Here is a 19,447-nt window from a genome sequence, read left to right on the forward strand (position 1 = left end):
CTTCGCTAGTCCGCCTGCCCCCACGAGGCCGCGGTGCAGCGCCCAGTGGCGTCGAAGTCGAGCGCGAGCGTGCGGTGCTCCCCCGCGCGCTCGTGGAAGAAGGCGTAGGCCCAGTGCGTGCCCTGGTCGCTCTCCGGTGCGCCGAGACTCGCGGCGATGTCCGCCTTGGCGAGCCCCACCAGCAGCTCGATGCGCGCGTTGCTCGACACGTTCACCGCGAGCCCACTCGCGCCGAACGCGCGGATGAGCGCGCGCTCGCGGCGCATCGTATTCAAGGTCGTCGCCGCTGCGTTCCCCGGCGGCGCAGGCTTCGGCGCGGAGGCGCAGCCGGCGGACAGGGCGCAGAGGACGGCGAGCAGGAGGACGGGGCGCATGGGCAGGAGACGAACGCTGCCACGGACCACGCCCCGCCTCCAAATCCGCCCCGGGTGCCTCAGGGCTTCGCGCCGAGCTTCTCCAGCATGCGCACCGCGTTGGTGTTCTTGGGGTCCAGTTGCAGCGACTTCCGGTAGCTCGCGATCGCCTGCTCCTTCTGGCCCGCCTTGGAGTAGGCCTCGCCCAGCGTGTCGTGGGTGTCCGCATCCGCGGGGGCGAGGCGTGCGGCCTCCTGCAGCAGCTTGATGGCATCCGCGTACTTTCCCGAGAGCAGCTGCCCGTAGCCCACCTGGCTGAGCAGCTGTGGCGGCAGGCCGCGGCCACCCGGGCCCTTGCCCTCCATGGACTTGAAGAAGGCGAGCACGGCGTCCGCGCCCTGCAGACGCGCGATCAGGTCCGCCGTCATCAGGGGTGACTCGAGGCGCCGCATGTCGAAGCCCTTCCAGCCGTACTCCTTCGCAATGGCCGCGGCGATGCGCGTGAAGAGGAAGGCACCGTTGTCCGAGTTGGCCATCATCGCCACGCCGCTCCTCGCGTCGCCGAAGACGGCGAGGAGGGACTGGAAGCCCTCATTGCTGCCGCCGTGGCCGAACTCTTCGCTCCCCTCCTCCACGTGGAAGCCGAGCCCGTACCCGTCCGACTGCTTCGTGAGCATCTGCTTCGCCATCGCCTGGGACAGAACGCGTTGGCTCTTGCCCGCGCGCGCCTGGAGCACCTCGAGCGCCACCTTCGTCAGGTCGGTGGGCGTGGTCCACAGTCCCGCGGGCGCCATCTCGGGGTACACGTGCCAGCGCCCCTTCACGCTCTCGCCGCTCGCGTAGGTGGCGGTGGCGGCGTTGCCCGCGCGCGCGGCCGGCAGCGGCTGCTCGAAGGTGCTGTGCTCCATGCCGAGCGGCCCGAGCACCACCTCCTGCAGCTCCTGCGCGAAGGGCTTCTTCGTCTGGTCGATGAGCAGCTGCTGCAGCACCACGTAGCCGCCGCCGCTGTAGCGCGTCTCGGTGCCCGGGACCATGTCCACGCGGATGGGGTCGGTGTTCGCGGGCTTCTGCCCGTCCAGCACCTGCTTCAGGGTGGGCAGGGGCTCGTCCACCGCGTAGCCGGGGAAGCCGTGCACCGTGAGGCCCGCGTTGTGGCTGAGCACCCGACGCAGCGTGACCTTCTCCTTCGTCGTGAATTCGTTGTCCGGCACCTTCCACGAGACGAGCAGGTCGTTGAGGTTGCCATCGAGCGACCACTTGCGCTGCTCGGCCTCGTGCAGCACCGCGAGCGCCGTGACCGGCTTGCTGATGGAGGCCGCCTGGAAGAGCGTGTCGATCGCCACGGGCTCGCTGCCGCCCGACTGCTTCACGCCGTAGCTGCGCGCCCACACCAGCGCGCCCTTGTCGAACACGGCCACGCTGAGGCCGGGAATCTTGTACAGCGCCATCCACTGCTGCAGCGTGAGCTTCGTGGGCTTGCCGCCGGGCAGCGCGTAGGGCGGGAGGGTCTTCTCCACGCGCGTGACGCGCGCAGCCTCGGAAGGGCGGGCCTGCCACTGCGTCTGGGGCTTCGCGGTGTCGGCGCCGGTGAGCAGCGCGATGGCCGCCGTACCGGCAAGTGCAACGGGGACGAGGCGGGAGAGCGACCGGGGCATGGCGTCCTTCAGCGGCTGCGGGGAGACCTGGCGCGCTGAGCCAGGGAGACTTCAGAGCAGCGCCAGAGGGGGCCTCGTCGCAAGGCCGCGCCGGCCCGTCTGTTTCGCGGGCCTCAACGGGGATGCGGGTTCCCGCATATCGCACGCGCGGAGAAGCGCAGTGACGCGGCTTCGCACAGCTCCCTCACCCCGACCCTCTCCCAGAGGGAGAGGGAGGACACGGCGGCGCTCGCGCAGCGCTGAGCACTACGTCGTCATCGTGGTGCCGCCGTCCACCACCATCACCTGGCCGGTGAGGTAGGAGCTCGCGTCGCTCGCGAGGAAGACGGCTGCGCCGGAGATCTCGTCCGGCTGCGCGTGGCGCCCGAGCGCGGTGCGCTCCACCACGCGCTGCTTCAGGTCGTCGTTCTGCACGATGGCCGCCGCGAAGCGCGTCTCCACCAGGCCCGGGGCGATCGCGTTCACGCGGATGCCGCCCGCGCCCACCTCCTGCGCCAGCGTCTGGGTCATGGAGATGACGGCCGCCTTGGTCATCCCGTACACGCCCTGGAAGGGCGCGGCGCGGATGCCGGCGATGCTCGCCACGTTGATGATGGAGCCCGGGGCGCCGCGCTCCTGCAGGTGGCGGATGACCCCGCGCGCCATCAGGAAGTAGCCCTTCACGTTCACCTCGAAGGTCTTCTCCCAGGCGCTGTCCTCGATGTCGAGCATCGGGCCGAAGTAGGGGTTGGTGGCGGCGTTGTTCACCAGCACGTCCACCTTGCCGAAGTGGCTCACCGCCTTCTGCACCAGCGCCTCGATGTCCTCGGCCTTGCCGGTGTGCGCGGGCACCGCGAGCGCCCGGCCGCCGGCCGCCTCGATGCGCGAGACCACCGCCTGCAGCGCCTCCGGCTTGCGCGCGGCGAGCACCACCGCGGCGCCTGCCTCGGCCAGGCGCAGGGCGATGGCCTCGCCGATGCCGCGGCTCGCGCCGGTGACGATTGCGACCCGATCCTTCAGGGAGAAGAGCGTGCTCATGGCGCGGGACCCTAGCGCTTCAGCGTGCGGATGTACTTCACCAGCGCGTCGATCTGCTCGGGCGTGAGCTTGTCCTTGTAGGCCTTCATCTTCTTGTTGTCGGGCGAGCCGTCGCGGATGACCTTGCGCAGGTGGTCATCCGAGTGGTGCTGCTGCCACGCGGCCTCGGAGAAGTCGTCGATGCGCTCCTTCTGCCCCACCTTCGTCTGCGCGCGCCCGTCCGGGCCATGGCAGTTCTTGCACTTGGCCGCCCAGAGCTCGGCGGCGTCGGGCTCGGCGGCCTGGGCGTGGGCGGTGAACAGCAGGGCGAGTGCGAGCAGGAGCGAGCGGGTCATCCCGTGGACTTCATGCCGCGCAGCCACCGGCGTCAACTCCGGTGCGAAGTTGCACTAGGCTTCCGCCCATCTCTGGCGCCCTCCGGGCGAGAGGTGGGTCTCCGATGTCTCGCCGTGCCGTCGCCCTGTCACCCCTCGCGGGCCTGCTCCTGCTCTGCAGCCCGCTCGCTGCCCGCGCCTCGGCGCCCCCTCCGCGCGAGCGCTACGCCGGCTCCCAGGTGTGCGCGGACTGCCACGAGGACGAGCACGCTGCCTGGGGCAAGGACTGGCACGCCCGCGCGCTCTCCCCCGCCACCGCGAAGTACGTGGTGGGCGACTTTGCGGGCGCGCACTTCAAGGGCGCCTCGAGCGAGGCCTGGATGAATAGGTCCGGTCCCACGCCGGTGATGCGCACCCTGGGCACGGGCGGCGCGCTCGCGGACTACCCCGTCCAGTGGGTGGTGGGTGGCAAGCGCATGCAGGACCCCGTCACGGTGCTCCCGGACGGCCGCTGGCAGGTGCTGCCCATCTACTTCCACGTCACCGGGAAGGGCGAGTGGGTGGACTACTCGGAGCAGAAGCAGGGCGCCCTCACTCCGGACCATCCCTTCTTCTGGGCCAACTTCCGCCGCAACGCGCAGCAGGCCTGCCTCGACTGCCACACCACCGGCCTGGACGTGCGCTACGACCGCGCCGCGCACCTCTGGAGCACGAAGCTCGCGGATGCGGGCGTGGCCTGCGAGAGCTGCCACGGCCCCGGCGCACGCCACGCCGACACGCAGGAGGCAAAGGACATCGTCAACCCGAAGCGCCTCTCGCGCGAGGCCGGCCTGGCCGTGTGCGCGCAGTGCCACGGCCCGCGCTGGACGCTGTTCCCCATCCTCGATGCCGCTCACCACTACCGCCCGGGCGAGCGGTACGAGGACCACTACCAGCCGATGGTGGTGACCCTGGGCAACGAGCGCTCCGGGGACTTCTTCCCCGACGGGCGCCCCAGCACCTCGAGCTTCGAGTACCAGGCGCTCTTGCAGTCCGCCTGCTACCGCAAGGGCGGCGCCACCTGCCTCACCTGCCACACGGCGCCGCACGTGAAGAGCGCTCCGGACGAGGTGAAGCTCGCGAAGCACGCGCCTGCCGGAGCGAGCGCGGGCGCGGAGACCTGCCGCAGCTGCCACGCGGCCGTGTTCGCGCAAGGGCAGAAGCACACGCACCACACGGCGCAAGCCGCGCAGGACTGCCTCGCCTGCCACATGCCGCCCACCGTGTCGGGCGTGCTCGACCACTTCGCCGACCACGCGCTCGACGTGCCCAACCCCACCCTCACCGCGAAGCACGGCGAGCCCAATGCCTGTGGCGTCTGCCACGCGAAGGAGACGCCCGAGGCGCTCGCGCAGCAGCTCGCGACGCTGTGGCCCGGGGCGGAGGCGCGCCAGCAGCGCCGGCTGCGGCTCGCGGACGCGTTCGATGCGAAGACGGCGCGCGACAGCCGCCCCGCGCTCGAGGCGGTGCTCGCGGATGGTTCGGAAGCACCGTCGCTGCGCGGCGTGGCGGCGCAGCTGCTCGCCTTCCGCTTCCGCCGCGAGAGCGTGCCCGCGCTGCTCGCCGCGCTGCCGGCGAAGGATGCGACGCTGCGCTCCATCGTGGCCGAGGCCCTGGGCACGGCGCGCGCGGGCGAGGCCGCCCCTGCGCTCGCGCCGCTCCTGAAGGACCCGAGTCTCTGGGTGCGCCAGAACGCGGCGCTCGCGCTGCACGGGCTCGGGGATGCGCGGGGCACCGAGGCGCTGCGCACGCTCGCGAAGGCGCCTGCCTCCACGGGCCTGGTGCAGCCGCACATCGCGCTGGGGCAGGCGGCGGCGCAGCAGCGCAACTGGTCCGGCGCGGCGCAGGAGTTCGAGCGGGCGCTGGACCTGCAGCCCTACAACGCAGACCTCCTCGTCATGCTCGCGGACATGTACGCGCGCCAGGAGGACTGGCCGCGTGCGAAGGCCCAGGCCGAGGAGGCGCTGCGCTTCAACCCGCAGCACGCCGGCGCCAAGCGGCGCGTGTCGGCGCTGCAGGCCCAGGGCCCGAGGCCCTAGCGGGCCGCGCGCAGCAGCCGGCTGAGCTCGCGGTCGAAGGTAGCCGCGAACTGCTGCTTGTCCTGTGCGCCGAAGCCCGCGGGGCCGCCCGTCATCACCCCGCCCTCGCGCAGCTCCTGCATGAAGTTGCGCAGGGAGAGCCGCTCCTCCACGTTCTCCGGGGTGAAGAGCTCGCCGCGCGGGTCCATCACCACCACGCCGCGCGGCACCAGCAGCGCCGCGAGCGGGATGTCCTGGGTGATGGCGAGGTCTCCCGCCTGCGCGCTCGCCGCGATGTGCTGGTCCGCCACGTCCAGCCCCGCGCCCACCTGCACGCTGGACACGACGTCCGAGCGCGGCAGGGAGAGGCGCTTGTTGGCCACGAAGACCGCGGGCACCCGCAGCCGCTCGGCCGCCCGCAGCACGATGTCCCGCACGGCGCCGGGGCACGCATCCGCATCCACCCAGATTCGCATCCTCCTACCCTAACCGCTCCCGGCGCCCCTGCCGCGCGCTCGCTTCCCGGGCGTTCGAGCGCGCGCGGAAGCACGCCCCGCCCTCCAGGGCAGGGCGCCCGGGGGAGAGGTGATGCGCACCCTGAGCGCGTCACTCCCCGGAGACCCCATGCTCACCCACTCTGCACGCTCCCCCTCCCTGCTCTCGCGCGCCGCGCGCGGTGTCGCCGCCGGCGCCGTGGGGACCGCGGCGATGGATGCTCTCTGGTACCGCCGCTACCGCCAGGACGCAGGGCGTGAGTCCTTCCCCTCGTGGGAGCTCTCCCTGAGCACGCGCAGCTACGACGACGCGGGCGCTCCCGCACAGACGGCCCGGAAGCTCGCGTCGCTCGCGCACATCACCCTGCCGGAGGAGAGCGCCGGCCTCGCCAACACGCTGGTGCACTGGGCGACGGGGCTGGGTTGGGGCGTGGCCTACGCCACGCTGGCCGCGGGGCGCAGAGGCGCGCCGCTCGTGCAAGGGCCACTGCTCGGGCTCTGCGCCTGGCTCACCAGCTACGCAGTGCTGCCCCTGCTCGGCGTCTACAACCCCATATGGAAGTACGACGCCGCCACGCTCGCGAAGGACCTGAGCGCCCACCTGCTCTTCGGCACGGGTGCGGCGCTCGCGCTGCGCCTCATCGACCGCACGAGGGCTCGGCGGGCGTCCACGTGGCGCTGGAGCTGAAGCGCAGCTCGGTCCCCTCCCCGCGCGCGACCGCCGTGAAGGTCTGCTCCGGCGCGGTGCCCTGCACCTCCACGCTGTAGGCGAAGTGGCAGCCTGCCGCCGGGGGCAGCCCGCCCTCGAAGCGCGTGCCGTCGAGGCACGGCTCGGGCAAGAACCCCACCTGGGAGAGGTCCTCCGAATAGCGATCCTTCTCTCCGAAGTAGGCCTTCTCCGCGGTGAAGAGGCCGCGCAGGTTGACGGCGGCCTCGCATACGGAAGGCGCGAGCCGCGCGCCGCAGACCTCTGGCGCGAGCGCTGCGGGCCACACGCGCTGTGAGTCCAGATGGCCGGAGGTCACCGTGTACTCGCGCCCCTCCGCGGTCCCTGCCCCCACGGCCTGCAGCGTGAAGGTGCCATCCGGGGTCGCGCTCGCGTCAGTGACACGGTAGCGGAAGTGGCAGCCGGACATCCACGCCGCGTCCGGCGCAGCGGTGTGCGTTCCGTCGGCGCAGGCCGGGAGTGCAGGCAGCTCGGCCGGGTCCGCGGTGTAGCGGTCCTTCTCCCCGAATACGGAGCTCTGCCCGTCCATCAGGGTGCGCAGGTCGAGGAGCGCCTCACACGCGAGCGCATCCTCCCGGCTCTGCGGCTGAGCGGGCGTCGGTTCCGGGTCCACGGGCGCCTGCGGGCCGGTCGGCTGCGCGGGCGTCGGCTGCGGCTCCACGGGCGCCTGCGGACCCGTCGGCTGCGCGGGCAGGACGACGGGCTCGGGCGCGGGCGCCTTCTCCTTCTGACAGGCCGAGCAGAGCGAGAGCAGCAGCAGGGACAGGGCGACGGGCGAGCGGGACTTCGACATGGGCGCGCATCCTCTCAGACCTCGCGGGTCTTTCCGAGTTCGCAGCCATCCTGACGGCGGGGGCGCGGAGCATCCCCACGCTGCGGCCATGCGTTCGTCACCGTTTGCGCATGGCCGCAGGCCGCCCCTGCCCGCTCAAGGCGCCGTGACGAAGGTGCGCACAGCGGAGCTGGCCAGCTGCGCCTCCGGGGTCCCGCGGGCGAAGGTCTGCAGGTCGAGGAGCGCCGTGCTCGCCGCGGCATCGACACCGGCGAGCGGGCCGACGGCCTCGACGTGCCAGGTGTACCGGGTCGAGGGCGGCAGGGCGAGGCCCAGCGCAGCGAGGTCCGGAAGGCTCGTGGACGTCTCCGCGGTCACCACGGTGATGCGCGGCGCATCGGCGCTCTCGGGCTCGAAGATGGCGAGGTGGATGCCGCGCTCGAAGGTGGTCCAGGAGAAGCGCATCTGCCCGTCCACGCGGGTGGCGCCGTCCGCCGGGAGGATGCTCTCCGGCGGCGCCTGCGGGGCGAGCGACACCTGCGCGGCGCCCACGGACACGCCGGCCTTCAGATACTCGGTGGCGCCGCCGCCGGCCTTGGAGATGTGCGCGCGCAGCAGCGCCTGGCCACCTGGGATGTACGGCAGGAGGTAGGAGAAGCCCGGCGAGGTCGAGCGGTCCGGGAAGTAGTACCCGGCGGCCCCGTCCAGGGTGATGCCCACGCCCTTGCCATCCAGCGCGTAGCCGGCGGGCACGCTGACGGCGCCGCTCACGGTGCCGCTGGTGATGGGCAGCAGACCCAGGTCCGGGACGATCGAGATGGCGCCGTCCGCCAGGGTCAGCGGCTGGGCCGCGTAGCCGCTGTAGCCGCTGGGCAGGCCGGTGCTCGCGTTGTAGTGCAGCTGCAGGGCGTACAGCATCCCGTCCACGGTGGAGGGGCCGTACCACTGCACCCCCATCCGGTAGCCGCCCGCCCCGTCCGCGGCGTTCTGCGCGAAGGTGCCGGGCGCGAGGAAGGCGAGTGCGGTGAACTCGTCACTGTCCTGGGGCGAGTGGCCGCCGGTGACGCGGCCCTGGAGCTGGGCGGCGCGCGGGGTGCCATCCGGCGTGAAGAGCACCAGCGTCGGGTCCGCCCGCCGGAGCTGGCGGTACACCGCCGCCTCCTTGTTGGCCGCATCGACGACGGTGAGATCGTAGGGCGGCACCACGCCCGAGAAGGAGAAGCGCCCCGCCGCGTCGGTGTTCACGGGCGTCTGGCCCACGATGAGCACCGCCAGCCCCGCGACGGGCTGGCGCGCCGCGGAGAGCACCGTGCCGCGCACGGCGAGGGTGGACGGCGCCTGCGGGCCACTGCTGCCGCCCGGGTTGACCGCGCCGCCCGCGACAGGAGCCGGTGCCTCCTCCGGGGCATCACCGCCACCGCAGGCGGCAAGGAGGGTGGTGGCACAGAGGAGCAAGGAGAGGAGACGCTTCATGGGGGAGCCTCGGGGAGACCCCGTCGGTGACGGGGAGGGGGAGCCCCGCGACGCGAGACGGGCCGGCGCGGGGTGCGGCCCCCTCGAGCAGCGCCCGTGCCGCCCGGAGCCCCTGTGGATCTGCGGGCTTGGATCAGCTGGCGGGCACCGCGCGGGATGCTCCGTCCGCCGGCGCGGATGGCGCCCCGGGCCCCAGGCTCCACGTGACGCCCCTAGTAGGGCGGCAGCAGCCGCCGCAGGCCATGGGCGAGCACCACGAGCGTGAAGGCGAGGTTGCGCAGCGGGAGCGCGGGCCAGCACAGGGGCTCGGGGCGGGTGGCCACGGGCGCGCCGTCCGAAGGGAAGGCGCGCGCGAGCCGCGCCGCGAGCCTCCGCATCCACGCCACGCCGCGGGGCCAGTCGCGGTAGGCCGCGAGCCACTCCGGTGGCACGGCGTCCGCGCCCAGGGTGGCGCCCGCGAGCGCGCCGACGATGGCCCCCGTGGTGTCCGTGTCACCGCCCAGCAGGACGACGCTCTCCACCGCCTGCCGGAAGTCCGCACGGTGCGCGAGCCACGCGTAGAGAGCCACTGGTACCGTGTGCACGACGAAGCCCGTCACGCCGCGCGCGAGCCCCAGGCGCTCCGCGTACTGCGCCACGGTCTCCCCCGCGGCGAGCCCCGTTGCCGCGAGCGAGAGCGCTGCCGCGAGCTGTGGCGTCGACGCTCGCTCGGCGAGCCACCCCGCGGTCTGCTCCGGCTGCTGCACCTCGCCACGCGCGCCGAGCGCCGCGGCCCAGGCCACCAGCAGCGCACCGTCCAGGGCGCGCGGGTCCGTGTGCGTGAGGCGGGTGGAGGCCTCCACGTGCGCGCGCAGCGCTGCGTCGTCGTGGGCCCAGCACACGCCGAGCAGCGGCGCCCGCATCGCCGGGCCGTTGCCGGCGGAGCGCACGCCGCTGCGCTCCGGGCTCCATCCCAGCCAGAGCCGAAGGAGGGCCCGCAGCGTGGCCCAGCCGATGCCTGCGGGCAGCGTGAGCAGCCATCCACGAAGCCGCCACGCCAGGGCGCGGACGAAGCGCCCGGGCTCGCCCCCGGAAGCGAGCAGCGACTGGCCCACGAGGCAGGCGTGGTCGGTGTCGTCACTGCCCATGCCCCGGCCGGGCAGCAGCTGGGGGCGCAGCGGAGGGCCTCCGAAGAGGCGCAGCGCTCGCGCCGGCTGCAGTCCCTCGCGCGCGAGCCCCACGGCGTCTCCCATGGCGGTGCCCAGCAGCGCCCCCGCGAGGCAGGCCTCTCGTCTGTCGCTCGTCATGCGTGAGGTCCAGTGCAAGGCGAGGGCCCGGCTGCGTCCCTCGGAGGGGGCTCCGCAGCACTGCCACTTCGTCACGCTGGCGCCGGGTGCGCGTGACGAACGGGCACGCGACGGGGCGGGCACATCCCTCACCCCGACCCTCTCCCAGGGGGAGAGGGGACCTTCACGCGGCTTCGCCAACCCGGCGCAGTCAGGGGCGCGGGAGGCTTTTTTTGACGCCCCGCACTATTCGCTTGCGCATGCATATCTATGCATTTATATGCAGCGCCATGCATAAGGCTTCGGTCGGCATCGTGGGCGCTTCGGGGTACGCAGGCATGGAGGCGACGCGCCTGCTCGCACACCACCCGTACGTGGACGTCCGCTTCGTCACCAGCGAGCGCTGGGCGGGCGAGAGCGTCGAGGCGCGGCTCGGGGCCTGCGGGCCGGTGGGCCGGCTCACCTACGGCAAGAACGAGGACGCGGTGCAGCTCGCGCGCGGCTGCGACGTGGTGCTGCTCGCCACGCCGGCCGAGGTCTCGCTCGCGCTCGCCCCGCAGCTGCTCTCGGCGGGCATCCGGGTCATCGACCTGTCCGGCGCCTTCCGCCTCGCGCACGCCGGCACCTACCCGCGCCACTACGGCTTCACCCACACCGCGCCCGAGCTGCTGGGCACCGCCGCCTACGGCATGCCCGAGCTGTTCCGCGACAGCGTGCCGCAGGCGCGCCTCGTGGCGAACCCCGGCTGCTACCCCACCGCCGCCACGCTCGCGCTCGCGCCGCTGCTTGCCGGAGGGTCAAACGGCAACCTCATCCGCGCCGAGAGCCTCATCGTCACCGCCGCCTCGGGCGTCACCGGCGCCGGCCGCAAGGCGAGCGAGGACTACAGCTTCACCGAGGTGGAGGGCGACTTCCGCGCCTACAAGGTCCTCAAGCACCAGCACACCCCGGAGATCGCCCAGGCCCTGGGCCGCTGCGCCGGCGTGCCCGTGGGGCTCACCTTCACCGCGCAGCTGCTGCCGGTGAAGCGCGGCATCCTCTCCACCGCCGTGGTCTCGCTGCGCCCGGGCGTGGGCAGCGGCGACTTCGCGCGCGCCTACCAGCAGGCCTACGCGGGCGAGCAGTTCGTGCAGCTGCTGCCCAGCGCGGACCACGTGAACCTCAAGAGCGTGGTGGGCACCAACCGCTGCACCATCGGCTTCGCGTGCGACCCGGACACGGGCCGCGCCATCGTCGTCAGCGCGCTGGACAACCTGGTGAAGGGCGCGGCCGGCCAGGCCGTGCAGAACCTCAACCTCATGCTCGGGCTGGAGGAGACCTGGGGTCTCACCTCCCTGAGGGCCTACCACCCATGAAGACGCCCAAGGGCTTCACCTTCTCCGGCCTCAACGCGGGCATCAAGCCGCGCCGCAAGGACCTGGGCCTGGTGGTGAGCGACCTGCCCTGCGCAGCCGCCGGCGCCTTCACCGTGAACCGCGCCAAGGCCGCCCCCGTGGCCGAGGCCGAGGCACGCCTTCCGTGCGCGGGTATCCGCGCCGTGCTCGTCAACAGCGGCAACGCCAACGCGCTCACCGGCGCGCAGGGGCTCGAGGACGTGCAGAGCGTGAAGAGCGCGCTCGCGCAGGAGCTGCACTGCGCGCCGCACGCCATCGTCACGGCGAGCACCGGCGTCATCGGCGTGCGCCTGCCCGTGCAGAGCGTGGTCAGCGCGCTGCCGCAGCTCGTGCAGCAGCTGGGCCCCGAGCCGCACCCCGCGGCCGAGGCGATCATGACCACCGACACGCGGATGAAGGCCGCCTTCCGCACGCTCACCCTGGGCGGGCGCGAGGTGACCCTCACCGCCATCTGCAAGGGCTCGGGGATGATCGCCCCGCAGCTCGCGACGATGATCTGCGTGGTCGTCACCGACTGCAGCATCAGCCCCACCCTGCTGGACCGGGCGCTGAAGGACACCTGCGACCAGACCTTCAACAACCTCACCGTCGACAACGACATGAGCACCAACGACGTGGTCTTCGCGCTCGCGAACGGCCGCGCCGACAACGCGCCCATCGTCGACCCGGGCCCCGACTACGAGGCCTTCAAGGCCGCGCTGCACAGCCTCAGCGTGGAGCTCGCGAAGGAGATCGCCGCGGACGGCGAGGGCGCGACCAAGATGCTCGAGGTGGAGGTCACGGGTGCGCCCACCCTCGCCATCGCGCGCGACCTGGCGAAGTCCATCGCCGGCAGCAGCCTGGTCAAAGCGGCCCTCTTCGGCGCGGATCCCAACTGGGGCCGGGTGCTCGCCACGGTGGGCGCGCGCGCCGGCAGCCAGGGCTTCCCGGTGGACCCGGCATGCGCCACGGTGCATATCCAGGGAATTCAGGTGTATGCCCGCGGGCCGGTCCCGCAGGACCCGACGGCCTTGCGCCGGCGCATGCGCCAGCCCGAGGTGCGGGTGCAGGTGGCGCTCGCGGAAGGCTCGGAGCGCGCCACCAGCTGGGGCTGCGACCTCTCGTACGACTACGTGAAGATCAACGCCGACTACACGAGCCTCATCGTGCAGACGCCCACCGGCGGCGTGGCGAAGGACGACCGGCTCACCCACTACAGCCCCAGCTTCAAGGTGAGCCTGCTGGTGGAGGCGCTCAGCTACATCCAGCGCTTCAGCGGCAAGCGCTGCGTCATCCAGTACGGCGGCGAGGCCATGGTGAAGGAGGGGCTCAAGCGCTCCTTCTGTGACGACATCAACCTGCTGCGCAGCGTGGGCCTGCAGCCCGTCGTCGTCCACGGCGGGGGGCTCGAGCTCAACCGCACCCTGCAGCGCCTGGGTGGCCGCGGCATGGAGGGCAGCCAGCGCATCTCGGACGCGTCCGATCTCAAGGTCATGGAGATGGTGCTCACCGGCTCGGTGAACGCCGAGCTGGTCACCCTGCTCAACCGCGAGGGCGGCCACGCCATCGGCGTGAGCGGCAAGGACGGGGCGCTCCTGCGCGCGCGCCGGGCTCCGGCCTCGGCCCAGCCCGGCGGGCGGGACGTGGGGCTCCTGGGCGAGGTCACCCAGGTGAACGGCGGGCTGCTCGAGCTGCTGCTCAAGCAGGACTACGTGCCGGTCATCTCGCCCGTGGGCCTGGGCGAGGACGGGCAGACCTACGACCTGAGCGCGGACGCGGTGGCGGCGGAGATCGCCGCGGTCCTGGGCGCCCACAAGCTGCTCTTCCTCACGGACGTGCCCGGCGTGCAGGACGAGGCGGGCGAGCTGGTGACCGAGCTGGGCGCCGCGGCCCTGCGCGCGCGTCTCGAGGCCGGCGGCCTCACCGAGAGTCTGGGCGGCAAGGCGCGCGCCGCGCTGCGCGCGCTGTCTGCCGGGGTGGAGCGCGTGCACGTGGTGGACGGGCGCACGCCCCACAGCGTCATCGCCGAGCTGTTCACCGACCGGGGCGTGGGTACGCTGGTGACCGGCGCATGAGGACGAGCGCCCGGGAGGCAGCACCGATGGCCGTACGTGGAGAGCAGCAGAGGAACACCGTGGACACGGACAGCACCGAGGCGCGGCGCGAGGCCGTGGCCCGCATCATCCGGCGCGGGCAGGTGGGCACCCAGGAGGAGCTGCGCGAGCTGCTGCTCGAGGAGGGCTTCGACGTGACGCAGGCCACGCTCAGCCGCGACCTCGCGCGCCTGTCTGCGCGGCGCGTGAGCCTGCCGGAGGGCGGCAGCGCCTACGAGCTGCCCGAGCCCCGGGTCGCCGAGGGGCCGGACGCGCTGCGCGTGGTGCGCGAGATGGTGACGGGGCTGGAGGAGGCGCACGGCGGGCTGGTGGTGGTGAAGACGCTCTCCGGCATGGCCTCCGCGGTGGCCGTGGCCATCGACCAGGCGCGCCTGGACGCCATCGCCGGGAGCATCGCCGGCGACGACACCATCTTCATCGCAGCGAGCAAGCGCAGCTCCCCGCAGCACCTGTTGAAGCAGTTGAACTCACACTGGCTCAAGGCCTGAGAGGCAGCACACCCATGAAGAAGAAGATCGTCCTGGCGTACTCCGGCGGGCTGGACACCTCGGTGCTGGTCCGCATCCTCGGTGAGGAGTACGGGTACGACGTCATCGCCTGCCACGTGGACGTGGGCGAGGCCCGCGAGCCGCAGAAGATCGTGGATCGCGCGTACAAGGCCGGGGCGGTCGCCGTCGAGGTCGTGAGCGCGCAGGAGGAGTACGCGAAGGAGTACTGCTTCAACGCCCTGCAGGCCAACGCGCTCTACGAGGGCATCTATCCGCTCTCCGCCGCGCTCAGCCGCCCGCTCATCGCGAAGCACCTGGTGGCCGCCGCCCGCAAGCACGGCGCCCAGGCCATCGCGCACGGCTCCACCGGCAAGGGCAACGACCAGGTGCGCTTCGACCTGGCCACCAAGGGCATCGCGCCGGACCTGGCCATCATCGCGCCGCAGCGCGAGCGCAACCTCACGCGCGACGTGGCCATCGAGTACGCGCAGAAGCACGGCATCGAGATTCCGGTCTCCAAGAAGAGCCCCTACAGCGTGGACGAGAACCTGTGGGGCCGCTCCATGGAGGGCGGCGTGCTCGAGGACCCGAACCAGGAGCCTCCCGAGGACGCCTTCGCCTGGACGAAGAACTGGAAGGACGCGCTCAACGAGCCCGTGTACCTGACCATCGGCTTCGAGAAGGGCCTGCCGGTGAGCATCAACGGCGAGGCGATGAGCCCGGCCACCCTCATCAAGAAGGTGAACGCGGTCGCCGGTGAGGCCGGCGTGGGGCGCATCGACCTGATGGAGAACCGGATGGTGGGCATCAAGAGCCGCGAGAACTACGAGTGCCCCGCGGCCGTGACCCTCATCACCGCGCACAAGGACCTGGAGCGCTTCACGACGCTGGGGATGAGCCACCGCGTGAAGGCGAGCCTCGACCAGAAGTTCGCGGAGATGATCTACGAGGGCTTCTGGTTCAGCCCCTACCGCGCCGCGCTGCAGGCCTTCAACGACGAGCACAACAAGACCGTCACCGGCACCGTCACCGTGCGCCTCTTCAAGGGCGCGCTCGCGGTCGTGGGCCGCACCAGCCCCTACGGCATCTACAACCACGCCATGAGCACCTACGGCGTGGAGGACAAGTTCGACCACCGGGCGGCCGAGGGCTTCATCACCCTCACCGGCCTGCAGCTGCACGAGTACAGCCGGCTGCACGGGGAGAAGAAGTAGTGGCGATTGCGAAGACCGACGCCTCGGGCGGCAGCGGCCTGCTGCCCGAGGTGCTGCACTTCACCAGCTCCCTCGCGCTGGACCGCCAGCTCCTGCGCGAGGACCTGGTGGGCAGCCTCGCGCACCTCACCATGCTCGCGCGCGTGGGCATCCTGCCGAAGGACAAGGCGGGGGCCATCCACGCGGGCCTGGTGCGCCTCTACGCCGCGCAGGCGAAGGGGGAGCTGCAGCTGCCGGACGAGGAGGACGTGCACATGGCCGTGGAGGCCCTGCTCACCCGCGAGCTGGGCGAGACGGCGGGCCTGCTGCACAGCGCGCGCAGCCGCAACGACCAGGTGGCGCTGGATCTGCGCCTGCACGTGCGCGAGGCCTGCGCGCAGGTGCTGGACGGGCTCGCGGCCCTCGTGGAGAAGCTCGTGGCCCGGGCAAAGGGCCCCGAGGGCGACATCGTGCTGCCCAGCTACACGCACCGCCAGCGCGCCCAGCCCATCACCCTCTCCTACTGGCTCAGCGCCTACGCGGCCATGTTCGCGCGCGACGCGGAGGCCTTCGGGTTCGTGCTGCAGCAGGCGGATGCGCTCCCGCTGGGCGTGGGCGCCATCGCCGGCAGCAGCCTGCCCATCGACCGCGAGGTGACGCGCGGGCTGCTGCAGTTCTCGCGCGTCACGCTCAATGGCCTGGACACGGTGGGCGACCGCGACTTCGCGCTCGACTACGTGTACGCGGCCGCGCGCCTCGCGCTGCACGCGAGCCGCTTCGCCGCGGACCTGGTGGACTTCGCGAGCGCGGAGTTCGGCTTCGTGAAGCTCGCGGGGGACATCGCCTGCGGCAGCAGCATGATGCCGCAGAAGCGCAACCCGGACGTGTTCGAGCTGGTGCGCGGCAAGAGCGGGCGCGCGGTGGGCTCGCTCGTGGAGCTGCTGGTGACGCTCAAGGGGCTGCCGGGCGGCTACAACCGCGACCTGCAGGAGGACCGCCAGGTGCTGCTGGAGACGCTGCCGCGCACGCTCGGCGTGCTCTCCATCCTCGGCGTGGGGCTGGACGGCGTCACCTTCGATCGCGCTCGCTGCCAGGCCGCGATCGACGCGGACGCCACCCAGGCCACCGACGTGGCCGAGGCGCTGGTGAAGAAGGGCGTGGCCTTCCGCACCGCCTACGGCCTGGTGGGCACGCTCGTGCGCCGGCTGCAGGAGGCGAAGGTGCCGCTCGCCCAGGTGACGCTCGCGCAGGCGCAGGAGGTGGACCCCCGCTTCGACGCCGAGGTGCTCGAGGCGGCGCGCCCCCAGGGCTCGGTGGCGCGCAAGCAGAGCGTGGGCAGCACCGGCCCTGCCTCCGTGAAGCACCAGCTCCAGGTCTTGCAGACGCGCGCCGCGGAGATCCGCACCCAGGCCGCGGGCGTGCCGCGCATCGACCAGCTGTTCCAGTCCCTGAAGGAGGCCTCCCTGTGAAGAAGCGCGACTTTCTCCGCCTCTCGGACCTGAAGCCCTCGGAGCACCGCGCGCTGCTCGCGCGCGCCCACGAGCTCAAGAGCCTGCGCCGCCAGAAGAAGGTGCTGCGCACGCTGGAGGGACGCACGCTCGTCCTCATCTTCGAGAAGGCGAGCACCCGCACGCGCCTGTCCTTCGAGGCGGCCATGGGGCAGCTGGGCGGCCAGGCCATCACCCTGCCCTTCGACGGCAGCCAGATGGCGCGCGGCGAGCCGCTCGCGGACACCGCGCGCGTCGTCAGCGGCTACGCGGACGCCATCATGATGCGCACCTTCGCGGACTCGCGCATCCAGGAGTTCGCGAAGGCCGCCACCGTGCCCGTCATCAACGGCCTCACGGACGGCGCGCACCCGGTGCAGCTGCTCGCCGATTTGATGACCGTGGAGGAGCGGCTGGGCAGCATCGAGGGGCGCCAGGTCGCCTTCGTGGGCGACGGGGCGACCAACATGGCGCTCTCCTGGATGGAGGCCGCGCGCCTCTTCGGCTTCACGCTGCGGCTCGCGGCGCCCGAGGGCTACCGCCCGCCCGAGGCGGAGGTGCAGGCCTGCGGCTCGCACCTGCGGCTCACCGCCTCGCCCGCGGAGGCGGTGAAGGGCGCCGAGGTGGTGGTCACCGACGTGTGGACGAGCATGGGCCAGGAGGCCGAGACCCAGAAGCGCAAGGAGGCCTTCACGGGCTTCTGCGTGGACGAGCGCCTGATGGCGCACGCGCACCCGAGCGCCATCGTGCTGCACTGCCTTCCCGCCCACCGCGGCGAGGAGATCTCCGCGGGCGTGCTGGACGGCCCCCAGTCGGCCGCCTGGGACGAGGCGGAGAACCGCATGCACGCCCAGAAGGCACTGCTCGAGCTGCTGCTGCTCGGCTGACGCCGCTCGCTGCCGCCCCCGATGAGGGGGACGGCCAGCCGGACGGCTGCAGGGTGCGCTCGGCGCGAGCGCTGCACGCGGGTGCGACAGACCGCAGGCCCGGGGTACGGGATTCCCCTAGCGGCGCTAGCTTGGGGCGTGACCCCCGCTCCTCCCGACACGGACTTCGACCTCGCCGACGACGGCGCGCTGATGGGTGCGCTGGCGGCAGGGAGCGAGTCGGCGCTCGGAGCGCCGTACGCGCGCCACGTGCGCGGCGTCTACGCCCAGGCGCTGGCGGTGCTCGGCGATCCGCAGGAGGCGCAGGAGGCGCTGCAGGAGACCTTCCTGCGCGCCTGGCAGCGCGCGGGCGAGTACTCGGCGCCGCGCGGCTCCGTGCAGGCGTGGCTGCTCACGCTCGGGCGCACGTGCGCCCTGGACCGGCGACGGCGGCGCATGGCGCGCGAGCACTCGGAACAGCAGCTGGGAGAGGCGCAGGGCGGGTCCGGGGCGCACGCGGACAGCCCCGAGTCGGATGCCATCGTGGCCGAGCAGAGCGAGCGCATCCTCGCGGCGCTGGGCCGGCTCTCGCAGGCCGAGCAGCGGGCGCTCGCCCTCCACTACTTCGGCGGGATGTCCCAGCTGCAGGTGGCGGCCGCCACCGGCTGGCCGCTGGGAAGCGTGAAGAGCCAGCTGCGCCGTGCACTGCTGAAGCTCGGCATTGCCCTGCGGGACGAGGAGGAACGGGCGGAGCGCGGGAGTGGCGCGGAAGGCAGCCCGCCACCGCGCTAGGCTGCCCTCGATGGACACTCCTGCCGACACCGCCGCCCGTCCCACCGGTCCGCGCTGGCCGCGGGCCGTCCCCCTGCTCGGCCTCGCGCTCGCCGCGCTGGCCCTGCTGCTCGTCGCCCTGCCCGGGCCCCTGTACCGCCACGGGCTCCTGGAGCTGCGCGCGGGCTTCACCTCCATGCAGTACGGCGCGTGGACGGCGCTCGCGGCCTTCGCCCTCTGCGTGCTGGGGCTGGTGCTCGCGCGGCTGGGCCCTGCGCGCGGGCGGGGGCGCTGGGCGCTCCTGGGCCTGGTGCTCGCGGCGCCCGCCTTCGCGCTGCCCTCGGCGTTCCGCTCGCGGGCGCGCGCCGTGCCGCCCATCCACGACATCAGCACGGACACGGGGCATCCGCCCGCCTTCGTGGCGGTGCTGCCGCTGCGCTCGGGGGCGGCGAATCCGGCCGAGTACGGCGGGCCGGAGGTGGCGCGCCAGCAGCACGCGGCCTACCCGGAGCTGAAGCCGCTCGCGCTGAAGGTGCCGCGCGCCGAGGCCTTCCAGCGCGCGCTCGAGGCCGCGCGCGCCGAGGGCTGGGAGGTGGTGGCGACGGAGCCCACGGAGGGCCGCATCGAGGCCACCGACACCACCTTCTGGTGGGGCTTCAAGGACGACGTGGTGGTGCGCGTGGCGCAGGGCCCGGGCGGCGGCAGCGTGGTGGACGTGCGCTCGGTGTCGCGCGTGGGGCGCAGCGACGTGGGCAAGAACGCGGCGCGCATCCGCGGCTACCTGCGGCGGTTGATGGGGGGCTGAGCATTGTAGACGGGGCGATGAGCGCTGAGGCCGTTCACGTCGTCGGTGAAGGCCGCGCGCTTTCGCCCACCTTCGGCGGTCGCGGGATACCTAGTGACCGCCTAAGTTCGAGTTTCGCAGTCGGACGCCACCCTAAGCGGCCGCGAGGACAGCGTCGATGAGGTACTCGGCGGGTTTCTCGCGCTCCCGCGCGGAGGGCAGCTGCGCGAAAACCTCCGCGCGC

General features: G+C 72.8%; 18 protein-coding genes. 10 read left to right on the forward strand and 8 right to left on the reverse strand.

The window, feature by feature from the left end; genetic code table 11:
* Positions 1–5 precede the first annotated feature (5 nt).
* From FGE12_RS12675 to FGE12_RS12690, 4 genes are all read right to left on the reverse strand, one after another.
* On the reverse strand, positions 6–374 hold the full coding sequence (locus FGE12_RS12675) for a hypothetical protein (protein WP_153866684.1): 369 nt from the start codon (positions 372–374) through the stop codon (positions 6–8).
* Between the two features lie 59 nt (positions 375–433).
* A complete protein-coding gene (locus FGE12_RS12680) occupies positions 434–2,008 on the reverse strand; it encodes a serine hydrolase domain-containing protein (RefSeq protein ID WP_153866685.1) in 1,575 nt (524 codons plus the stop codon).
* Between the two features lie 246 nt (positions 2,009–2,254).
* Positions 2,255–3,025 carry a glucose 1-dehydrogenase gene (locus FGE12_RS12685; RefSeq protein WP_153866686.1) on the reverse strand — a complete coding sequence of 257 codons (771 nt, stop codon included), beginning with the start codon at positions 3,023–3,025 and terminating at the stop codon, positions 2,255–2,257.
* Positions 3,026–3,036: 11 nt separating this feature from the next.
* On the reverse strand, positions 3,037–3,360 hold the full coding sequence (locus FGE12_RS12690) for a cytochrome c (protein ID WP_153866687.1): 324 nt from the start codon (positions 3,358–3,360) through the stop codon (positions 3,037–3,039).
* Positions 3,361–3,464: 104 nt separating this feature from the next.
* Here FGE12_RS12690 and FGE12_RS12695 point away from each other — a divergent pair, with 104 nt between their 5' ends.
* Positions 3,465–5,417, forward strand: coding sequence for a HEAT repeat domain-containing protein (locus FGE12_RS12695; RefSeq protein WP_153866688.1), 1,953 nt, complete (start codon positions 3,465–3,467; stop codon positions 5,415–5,417).
* Here the strand turns inward: FGE12_RS12695 and FGE12_RS12700 are convergent.
* On the reverse strand, positions 5,414–5,872 hold the full coding sequence (locus tag FGE12_RS12700; protein WP_153866689.1) for a YaiI/YqxD family protein: 459 nt from the start codon (positions 5,870–5,872) through the stop codon (positions 5,414–5,416). The two genes, FGE12_RS12695 and FGE12_RS12700, sit on opposite strands and share 4 nt — an antisense overlap.
* Before the next feature lie 148 nt (positions 5,873–6,020).
* Here FGE12_RS12700 and FGE12_RS12705 point away from each other — a divergent pair, with 148 nt between their 5' ends.
* On the forward strand, positions 6,021–6,578 hold the full coding sequence (locus tag FGE12_RS12705; RefSeq protein ID WP_153866690.1) for a hypothetical protein: 558 nt from the start codon (positions 6,021–6,023) through the stop codon (positions 6,576–6,578).
* On the opposite strand, the gene FGE12_RS12710 is transcribed toward FGE12_RS12705, so the two are convergent.
* The 3 genes from FGE12_RS12710 to FGE12_RS12720 form a co-directional block, all read right to left on the reverse strand.
* Positions 6,529–7,410 carry a hypothetical protein gene (locus FGE12_RS12710; RefSeq protein WP_153866691.1) on the reverse strand — a complete coding sequence of 294 codons (882 nt, stop codon included), beginning with the start codon at positions 7,408–7,410 and terminating at the stop codon, positions 6,529–6,531. The two genes, FGE12_RS12705 and FGE12_RS12710, sit on opposite strands and share 50 nt — an antisense overlap.
* Positions 7,411–7,545: 135 nt before the next feature.
* The gene (locus tag FGE12_RS12715) at positions 7,546–8,862 is read right to left on the reverse strand and encodes a carboxypeptidase-like regulatory domain-containing protein (protein ID WP_153866692.1); all 1,317 of its coding nucleotides are present in this window, start codon (positions 8,860–8,862) and stop codon (positions 7,546–7,548) included.
* A 212-nt stretch (positions 8,863–9,074) separates the two neighbouring features.
* The gene (locus FGE12_RS12720; RefSeq protein ID WP_153866693.1) at positions 9,075–10,148 is read right to left on the reverse strand and encodes an ADP-ribosylglycohydrolase family protein; all 1,074 of its coding nucleotides are present in this window, start codon (positions 10,146–10,148) and stop codon (positions 9,075–9,077) included.
* 269 nt (positions 10,149–10,417) lie between these two features.
* On the opposite strand from FGE12_RS12720, the gene argC reads away from it, so the two are divergent.
* The 8 genes from argC to FGE12_RS12760 all read left to right on the forward strand — a co-directional run bounded on the left by argC (position 10,418) and on the right by FGE12_RS12760 (position 19,224).
* Entirely contained in the window at positions 10,418–11,482 is a 1,065-nt protein-coding gene (argC, locus tag FGE12_RS12725; protein ID WP_153866694.1) for an N-acetyl-gamma-glutamyl-phosphate reductase, read from the forward strand.
* Positions 11,479–13,575 (forward strand): bifunctional glutamate N-acetyltransferase/amino-acid acetyltransferase ArgJ, encoded by a 2,097-nt coding sequence (gene argJ, locus FGE12_RS12730; RefSeq protein WP_153866695.1) that lies wholly within the window; start codon positions 11,479–11,481, stop codon positions 13,573–13,575. The genes argC and argJ overlap by 4 nt, the downstream gene beginning before the upstream one ends.
* Positions 13,576–13,601: 26 nt before the next feature.
* Positions 13,602–14,102, forward strand: a complete 501-nt coding sequence (locus FGE12_RS12735) for an arginine repressor (RefSeq protein WP_194797827.1) — start codon at positions 13,602–13,604, stop codon at positions 14,100–14,102.
* A 14-nt stretch (positions 14,103–14,116) separates the two neighbouring features.
* Positions 14,117–15,316: an argininosuccinate synthase gene (locus FGE12_RS12740; protein WP_153866697.1), complete on the forward strand. Its 1,200-nt coding sequence runs from the start codon at positions 14,117–14,119 to the stop codon at positions 15,314–15,316.
* On the forward strand, positions 15,316–16,764 hold the full coding sequence (argH, locus tag FGE12_RS12745) for an argininosuccinate lyase (protein ID WP_153866698.1): 1,449 nt from the start codon (positions 15,316–15,318) through the stop codon (positions 16,762–16,764). Before FGE12_RS12740 ends, argH begins: the two co-directional genes overlap by 1 nt.
* Positions 16,761–17,669, forward strand: coding sequence for an ornithine carbamoyltransferase (gene argF / locus FGE12_RS12750; protein WP_194797828.1), 909 nt, complete (start codon positions 16,761–16,763; stop codon positions 17,667–17,669). Before argH ends, argF begins: the two co-directional genes overlap by 4 nt.
* Positions 17,670–17,807: 138 nt before the next feature.
* Positions 17,808–18,440, forward strand: coding sequence for a sigma-70 family RNA polymerase sigma factor (locus tag FGE12_RS12755; protein ID WP_194797829.1), 633 nt, complete (start codon positions 17,808–17,810; stop codon positions 18,438–18,440).
* 10 nt (positions 18,441–18,450) lie between these two features.
* Positions 18,451–19,224, forward strand: a complete 774-nt coding sequence (locus FGE12_RS12760; RefSeq protein WP_153866700.1) for a DUF1499 domain-containing protein — start codon at positions 18,451–18,453, stop codon at positions 19,222–19,224.
* The last annotated feature ends 223 nt before the right edge of the window (positions 19,225–19,447 follow it).

This window comes from Aggregicoccus sp. 17bor-14, from assembly GCF_009659535.1.
In the GTDB taxonomy this organism is placed as follows: Bacteria; Myxococcota; Myxococcia; order Myxococcales; family Myxococcaceae; genus Aggregicoccus.

Excerpts from the sequence above, each read along its gene's own strand:
- FGE12_RS12690 (WP_153866687.1), bottom strand. The coding sequence starts at position 3,360 with ATGACCCGCTCGCTCCTGCTCGCACTCGCCCTGCTGTTCACCGCCCAC.
- FGE12_RS12685 (WP_153866686.1), bottom strand. The coding sequence starts at position 3,025 with ATGAGCACGCTCTTCTCCCTGAAGGATCGGGTCGCAATCGTCACCGGC.
- FGE12_RS12720 (WP_153866693.1), bottom strand. The coding sequence starts at position 10,148 with ATGACGAGCGACAGACGAGAGGCCTGCCTCGCGGGGGCGCTGCTGGGC.
- FGE12_RS12705 (WP_153866690.1), top strand. The coding sequence starts at position 6,021 with ATGCTCACCCACTCTGCACGCTCCCCCTCCCTGCTCTCGCGCGCCGCG.
- argC (WP_153866694.1), top strand. The coding sequence starts at position 10,418 with ATGCATAAGGCTTCGGTCGGCATCGTGGGCGCTTCGGGGTACGCAGGC.
- FGE12_RS12680 (WP_153866685.1), bottom strand. The coding sequence starts at position 2,008 with ATGCCCCGGTCGCTCTCCCGCCTCGTCCCCGTTGCACTTGCCGGTACG.
- FGE12_RS12695 (WP_153866688.1), top strand. The coding sequence starts at position 3,465 with ATGTCTCGCCGTGCCGTCGCCCTGTCACCCCTCGCGGGCCTGCTCCTG.
- FGE12_RS12735 (WP_194797827.1), top strand. The coding sequence starts at position 13,602 with ATGGCCGTACGTGGAGAGCAGCAGAGGAACACCGTGGACACGGACAGC.
- FGE12_RS12715 (WP_153866692.1), bottom strand. The coding sequence starts at position 8,862 with ATGAAGCGTCTCCTCTCCTTGCTCCTCTGTGCCACCACCCTCCTTGCC.
- FGE12_RS12710 (WP_153866691.1), bottom strand. The coding sequence starts at position 7,410 with ATGTCGAAGTCCCGCTCGCCCGTCGCCCTGTCCCTGCTGCTGCTCTCG.
- FGE12_RS12700 (WP_153866689.1), bottom strand. The coding sequence starts at position 5,872 with ATGCGAATCTGGGTGGATGCGGATGCGTGCCCCGGCGCCGTGCGGGAC.
- argJ (WP_153866695.1), top strand. The coding sequence starts at position 11,479 with ATGAAGACGCCCAAGGGCTTCACCTTCTCCGGCCTCAACGCGGGCATC.
- FGE12_RS12675 (WP_153866684.1), bottom strand. The coding sequence starts at position 374 with ATGCGCCCCGTCCTCCTGCTCGCCGTCCTCTGCGCCCTGTCCGCCGGC.
- FGE12_RS12740 (WP_153866697.1), top strand. The coding sequence starts at position 14,117 with ATGAAGAAGAAGATCGTCCTGGCGTACTCCGGCGGGCTGGACACCTCG.
- FGE12_RS12760 (WP_153866700.1), top strand. The coding sequence starts at position 18,451 with ATGGACACTCCTGCCGACACCGCCGCCCGTCCCACCGGTCCGCGCTGG.